The 5533-nt window shown below is 73.2% G+C and carries 6 protein-coding genes; 2 read left to right on the top strand and 4 right to left on the bottom strand.

Going from position 1 to position 5533, the window contains the following annotated elements; translation table 11 throughout:
* Window positions 1-1078: L-glyceraldehyde 3-phosphate reductase (gene mgrA, locus ABTY20_RS34680; protein WP_352001129.1), on the bottom strand; the 1078-nt coding region annotated here is incomplete at its 3' end.
* Window positions 1079-1205: 127 nt separating this feature from the next.
* On the opposite strand from mgrA, the gene ABTY20_RS34675 reads away from it, so the two are divergent.
* Both ABTY20_RS34675 and ABTY20_RS34670 read left to right on the top strand, forming a co-directional pair.
* Window positions 1206-2090, top strand: coding sequence for a LysR family transcriptional regulator (locus ABTY20_RS34675; RefSeq protein ID WP_352001128.1), 885 nt, complete (start codon window positions 1206-1208; stop codon window positions 2088-2090).
* Window positions 2091-2117: 27 nt separating this feature from the next.
* On the top strand, window positions 2118-2633 hold the full coding sequence (locus ABTY20_RS34670; RefSeq protein ID WP_352001127.1) for a mycothiol transferase: 516 nt from the start codon (window positions 2118-2120) through the stop codon (window positions 2631-2633).
* Here the strand turns inward: ABTY20_RS34670 and ABTY20_RS34665 are convergent.
* From ABTY20_RS34665 to ABTY20_RS34655, 3 genes are all read right to left on the bottom strand, one after another.
* Complete coding sequence (locus tag ABTY20_RS34665) at window positions 2615-3694, bottom strand: adenosine deaminase (protein ID WP_352001126.1); 1080 nt, start codon at window positions 3692-3694, stop codon at window positions 2615-2617. The genes ABTY20_RS34670 and ABTY20_RS34665 overlap by 19 nt on opposite strands.
* A gap of 47 nt (window positions 3695-3741) precedes the next feature.
* Complete coding sequence (locus ABTY20_RS34660; RefSeq protein ID WP_352001125.1) at window positions 3742-4134, bottom strand: VOC family protein; 393 nt, start codon at window positions 4132-4134, stop codon at window positions 3742-3744.
* 101 nt (window positions 4135-4235) lie between these two features.
* Window positions 4236-5533 (bottom strand): phosphoinositide-specific phospholipase C-related protein (locus ABTY20_RS34655; RefSeq protein WP_352001124.1); only part of this gene is annotated, 1298 nt, incomplete at its 5' end.

Below are 5533 nucleotides of genomic sequence, written 5' to 3'. Positions count from 1 at the left end.
GGGCGGCCCGGCGCGGGCCCGGGGGGGGGGGGGGCCGGGCCGGGCCCGGCCTAAGGGGGTGCCCGCCCCGCCCGGGGGGGGGTCCAACCCCAACCCCGACGGCGTCGATGCGGGAGAGTTCGTCCTCGGTGAAGTCGAGGTTGCGGGTGGCCGCCACGCTGTCCTCCAGCTGCCCGGGGCTGCTCGCACCGACCAGGGCGGAGGTCAGGCGGCCGCCCCGCAGCACCCAGGACAGCGCCATCTGCGCCAGGCTCTGGCCCCGCGAGGCGGCGATCTCGTTGAGCGTCCGCAGCCGGCCCACCAGTTCCCCGGTGAGCGCGTCGGTGTTCAGGAAGGGGCTGTCGCTCGCCGCCCGGGAGTCCTCGGGGATGCCGTCGAGGTACCGCGCGGTGAGCACGCCCTGCTCCAGCGGGGAGTAGGCGATGGAGCCGACCCCCAGCTCGTCCAGGGCGTCCATCAGCCCCTCGTCCTCCGGGCGCCGGTCGAGCATCGAGTAGCGCGGCTGGTTGATCAGCAGCGGGGTGCCCAGCTCGCCGAGGATGCGGGCGGCCTCACGGGTCTGCTCCGCCGAGTAGTTGGACACGCCGACGTAGAGCGCCTTGCCCTGCTGGACCGCCGTGTGCAGGGCGCCCATCGTCTCCTCCAGGGGAGTCTCCGGGTCGAAGCGGTGCGAGTAGAAGATGTCCACGTACTCCAGGCCCATCCGGCTCAGGCTCCGGTCCAGCGAGGACAGCAGGTACTTGCGGCTGCCCCATTCGCCGTACGGGCCGGGCCACATCAGGTAGCCGGCCTTGGTGGAGATCACCAGCTCGTCGCGGTACGGCGCGAAGTCCGCCTTCAGCGCCTCGCCGAGGGCGGACTCGGCCGCGCCCGGCGGGGGCCCGTAGTTGTTGGCCAGGTCGAAGTGGGTGACGCCCAGGTCGAAGGCGCGGCGCAGGATGGCCCGCTGGGTCCCGGCCGGACGGTCGGGACCGAAGTTGTGCCACAGGCCGAGCGAGAGCGCGGGGAGCTTCAGGCCGCTGCGTCCGGTGCGCCGGTAGGGCATGTCCGCGTAACGGTCGGGGTGTGCGGTGTACAACGCGACTCCAGAGGGGTTGGCACACGTCTCGGCGGTTCCGTCGAACCACCGCTCCACTCTGTCGTGACCTGCGGGCAGTGGTCCAACAGAAGAATCCGATGGAATTCAGCGGATACGCTTCTCAATCATGGAACTGCGCCACCTCCAGCACTTCGTCGCCGTCGCCGAGGACCGGCACTTCACCCGCGCGGCGGAACGGCTGATGGTCTCCCAGTCGGGCCTGTCCGCGTCCATCCGCGCGCTGGAGCGGGAGCTGCGCACGCCGCTGTTCGTCCGGACGACCCGCAGGGTGACGCTGACCGAGGCCGGACGGGCACTGCTCGCCGAGGCCGAGCGCATCCTGGCACAGGTGCGGGCGGCGCACGAGGCGGTGGCCGCGGTGCAGGGCGTGCTGCGCGGGACCCTCGCACTGGGCACGGAGCAGTGCATCGCCGGGGTGAACGTGGCGGGACTGCTGGCCGCGTTCCGGCGGCTCCACCCGAACGTGGAGATCCGGCTGCGGCAGTGGGGGTCGGCCGCGCTGGCCGAGGAGGTCGCGGCGGGACGGCTGGACCTGGCCTTCGCCTACCGGACGGAGGCGGACTCCGAACAGTTGCGGTCCGTGTCCCTGACCAGTGAGCCGATGACCGTGCTGTGCCACCCGGACCACCGGCTCGCGCGGGCCGGGGCGCCGCTCGCGCCGCGCGACCTGGCCGACGAGGTCTTCGTCGACTTCCACCCCGACTGGGGCCCGCGCCGCGCCACCGACGCCGCCTTCGCCGCCGCGGGCGTACGGCGCACGGTGGCGCTGGAGGTGAACGACGTGCACGGCCTGCTCGACCTGGTCGACGAGAACCTGGGCGTCGCCGTCGTCCCGCGGCACTTCCGGCACAAGCGGCAGACCCTCACCGCGCTCCCGCTGAAGGACACCGACGAGGCGGCGTACGAGACCGTCGCCCTGGTGCCGTCACCGCGGGCCGCCAGCCCGGCGGCCCGGGCGCTGATGGCCCTGTTGGACGAAGGGGGCGCGTGAGGGCCGCGGATGCGCCAAGGTGGAGGCATGCATGCCAAGGACATCCTCATCGACGGCTTCGGCCGCATCCGCGAAGAGGTGCACGCCGCCGTCGAGGGCCTGGGACCCGACGGGCTGAACGCCCGGCCCGGCCCCGGCGCGAACTCCGTCACCTGGCTGGTCTGGCACCTCACCCGGGTCCAGGACGACCACGTCGCCGACGCCTTCGGTCTCGACCAGGTGTGGCTCGCCGGGGGCTGGGAGAAGCGCCTCGGGCTCGGCCTGCCCCGCCACGACACCGGGTACGGCCACACCCCGGCGGAGGTCGCCGGGGTGCGGGTCGGCTCCGGCGACCTGCTGACCGGCTACTACGACGCGGTGCACGAGCAGACGCTGGGGGCGCTGCGCGCACTGACCGCGGAGGACCTGGAACGCGTCGTCGACGAACGCTGGGACCCCCCGGTGACCCTGGGCGTACGGCTGGTCAGCGTCCTGTCCGACGATCTGCAGCACGTGGGACAGGCCGCCTATGTGCGCGGGCTGGTTCAGAGCACCGCGTCGTAGCCGGGCAGGACCACGTCCCGCAGGAGCGCGTTGCGCTCGTCGAACGGCAGGAACGCGCTCTTCACGGCGTTCACCGTGACCGTGCGCAGGTCCTCGGCCGTCCAGCCGGCCTCCTCGACCAGCAGGGACATCTCCCGCGTCATGGTGGTGCCCGAGACGAGACGGTTGTCGGTGTTGAGGGTGACGCGGAAGCCGAGGTCCTTCAGCGCGGTGATCGGGTGCTCGGCGATCGAGGACGCGGCGCCGGTCTGGAGGTTGGAGGTGGGGCACATCTCCAGCGCGATCCGGCGGTCCCGGATCCAGCCGGCGAGCCGGCCGAGCTTGCCGGCCCCGAGGTCGGGGATGTCCTCGGTGATGCGCACCCCGTGCCCGATGCGCTGGGCGCCGCACACCTGGAGCGCCTGGTGGATGCTGGGCAGACCGTGGGCCTCACCGGCGTGGATGGTGAACGGCACGTTCTCGCGGCGCAGGTGCGCGAAGGCGTCGAGGTGGTCGGCGGGCGGGAAGCCGTCCTCGGCGCCGGCGATGTCGAAGCCCACGACCCCGGCGTCCCGGAAGGCGACGGCCAGGTCGGCGGCCTCGCGGACCCGGTCGAACATCCGCATCCCGCAGAGCAGGGTGCCGACCCGGACGGGCGTCCCGGCGGCCGCCGCCTTGGCCATGCCGGCGGCGAGGCCCTCCTGGACGGTCTCCACGACCTCGGCCATCGCCAGTCCGCCCCTGGTGTTCAGCTCGGGGGCGTAGCGCACCTCGCCGTAGACGACACCGTCGGCGGCGAGGTCGAGGACGTACTCCTCCGCGGTGCGCAGCAGGCCCTCGCGGGTCTGCATGACGGCGAGGGTGTGCTCGAAGGTGGCTATGTAGCGGACCAGGTCGCCGGAGTTCGCGGCCTCGACGTACCAGGCGGCGAGCTCGTCGGGGTCGGTGGTGGGCAGGGTGTGGCCGACCGCCTCCGCGAGCTCCACCACGGTGGCGGGGCGCAGCCCGCCGTCGAGGTGGTCGTGCAGGACGGCCTTGGGGAGGCGGCGGATCAGTTCGGCGTCTACACGCGTAGCGGTCATGACGTGGATCTTCCTCGTACGAACGGTTCGAAGCGGCGGGGGAAGGTTCAGTCGGCGGGCTGGAGGAGGTCCCAGCGGTTGCCGTACAGGTCCTGGAAGACGGCGACCGAGCCGTAGGGCTCGTGGCGCGGCTCCTCCAGGAAGGTCACACCGGCGGCGGCCATGCGGGCGTGGTCGCGGGCGAAGTCGTCGGTGTGCAGGAAGAAGCCCACGCGTCCGCCGGTCTGGTCACCGACCCTGGCCCGCTGGGCGTCCCCCCGGGCGCGGGCGAGCAGCAGCCCCGCACCGGCGTGCCCGGCGTCCGGTTCGACGACGACCCAGCGGCCGCCGTCCGGCCGGGGCGCGTCCTCGGCGAGCCGGAAGCCGAGGGCCCCGGTGAAGAAGCGGATCGCCTCGTCGTAGTCGTCGACGACGAGGGTGACCAGCGGAATGCGTCTCATCGTGACCTCTCGCAGGGGATTGACCGGAGAGGTTATACGTAAAACCGCCGGGTGCGCCACTCCCGCTCCGAGGAGGCCCCGGAGCGGGAGTGGCGGGACGGCTACGGATACACGTGGGCGTCGAGGGCGGTGACGGCGGCCGCGGGGTCGCCGAGGTCGTAGCGGTCCACGGCGAGGTAGGTGGGCTTCTTGCGGGCGGCCGGCAGGCAGAACCGGCGGGCGCGGTCGGCCAGCTTGGAGTTGTCCGTGCCGGCGGTGGAGGCGATCGTGGTGTCCCGGAAGTGGTTCATGACGAACAGGGGGCGGAAGCCGGGCTCGGTGCGGGTCAGCGGGAGGTCGGTGCCGGCGTCGTACCAGCGGCTGTGGCAGGACCAGTCCGAGGCGCCGACCCCCGGGCCCATGGACCAGAAGTTCTCCACGGTCCACTCGCGCTGGTACATCACGCCGAAGGAGTCACGGGTCAGCCCGGCGGCCCGGTCGGCGTCGCGGCCGTGGTCGGTGAAGATCAGCAGCCGTCGTCCGGCGGCGGCCAGCTCCCCCATGGTCGGCCAGCCGTGCTCCCGGACGCCGGTGCGGTCCGGCCGGTAGAGCACGTCCGCCAGCCCCTGGACGCGGGCGAGTTCGGCGCGCAGGACCGCCGCATCGACGTGGTCCTCCAGGAAGACGGTGACGAACTGGTCGGGGTGCGCGCGCAGGAAGTCGACGATCCGCTGCAGGTCGACCCACAGGGCGACGGGTCGGCGGACGAGGGTGCAGCTGGTGTGGCAGAGGATCGCGCCGTCCGGGGTCTGGTGGACGTCCAGCATGAACCCTCGGACGCCGTCCGCCAGTTGACGCCCGATGCCGCGGTTCTGGTTGGGGAACAGGTCGACGAAGGGCGGGGCGAACCCGCCGTCGACGCCGTTGGCGTAGGCGTTGTGGGCGGTGAGGAACGTGACCTGGTCCAGGGTGCGCCGCTCCCACGGCGGCGCGGGGCGGGTGACCGGGTCGACGGGGGTCAGGTACCAGGTGGCGAGGTCTCCCGTGCCGGTGCCGACGGCGAGCGGGACGGGATGGACGGCGCCGGGGGTCCTCGGGGCGACGGTGAGGCGGCGTTCGGTGCCGGGGACGGTGAACGTGTAGCGGTCAAAGCCCGCGGGGGCGATCTCCCAGTGCGCCTCCAAACTCGCGCAGGAGACGGTCCGGGCCCGGTCGCCGGCCCGGCCGAGGCAGGTGCCGGGACTGTCGGTGTTCTCCAGGGTGCCGTCGGCGCGCAGGTTCCACCGCTGGTGGTCCTCGTCGCCGCGGGGCCGGTGCTGCTCGACCGCCCCCGAGGCGTCGGCGGCGTTGAACCCGGTCGTCGCGCTCTGCACGTAGTACGGGGCGGGCGGCGGCACCGCGGCGCCGGCCGCGGCGGGCG

It is taken from the genome of Streptomyces sp. NPDC126497 (genome assembly GCF_040302425.1).
In the GTDB taxonomy this organism is placed as follows: domain Bacteria; phylum Actinomycetota; class Actinomycetes; order Streptomycetales; family Streptomycetaceae; genus Streptomyces.
Note: the sequence above shows the minus strand (reverse complement) of the source record. Positions and strands in the feature narration are given on the sequence as shown.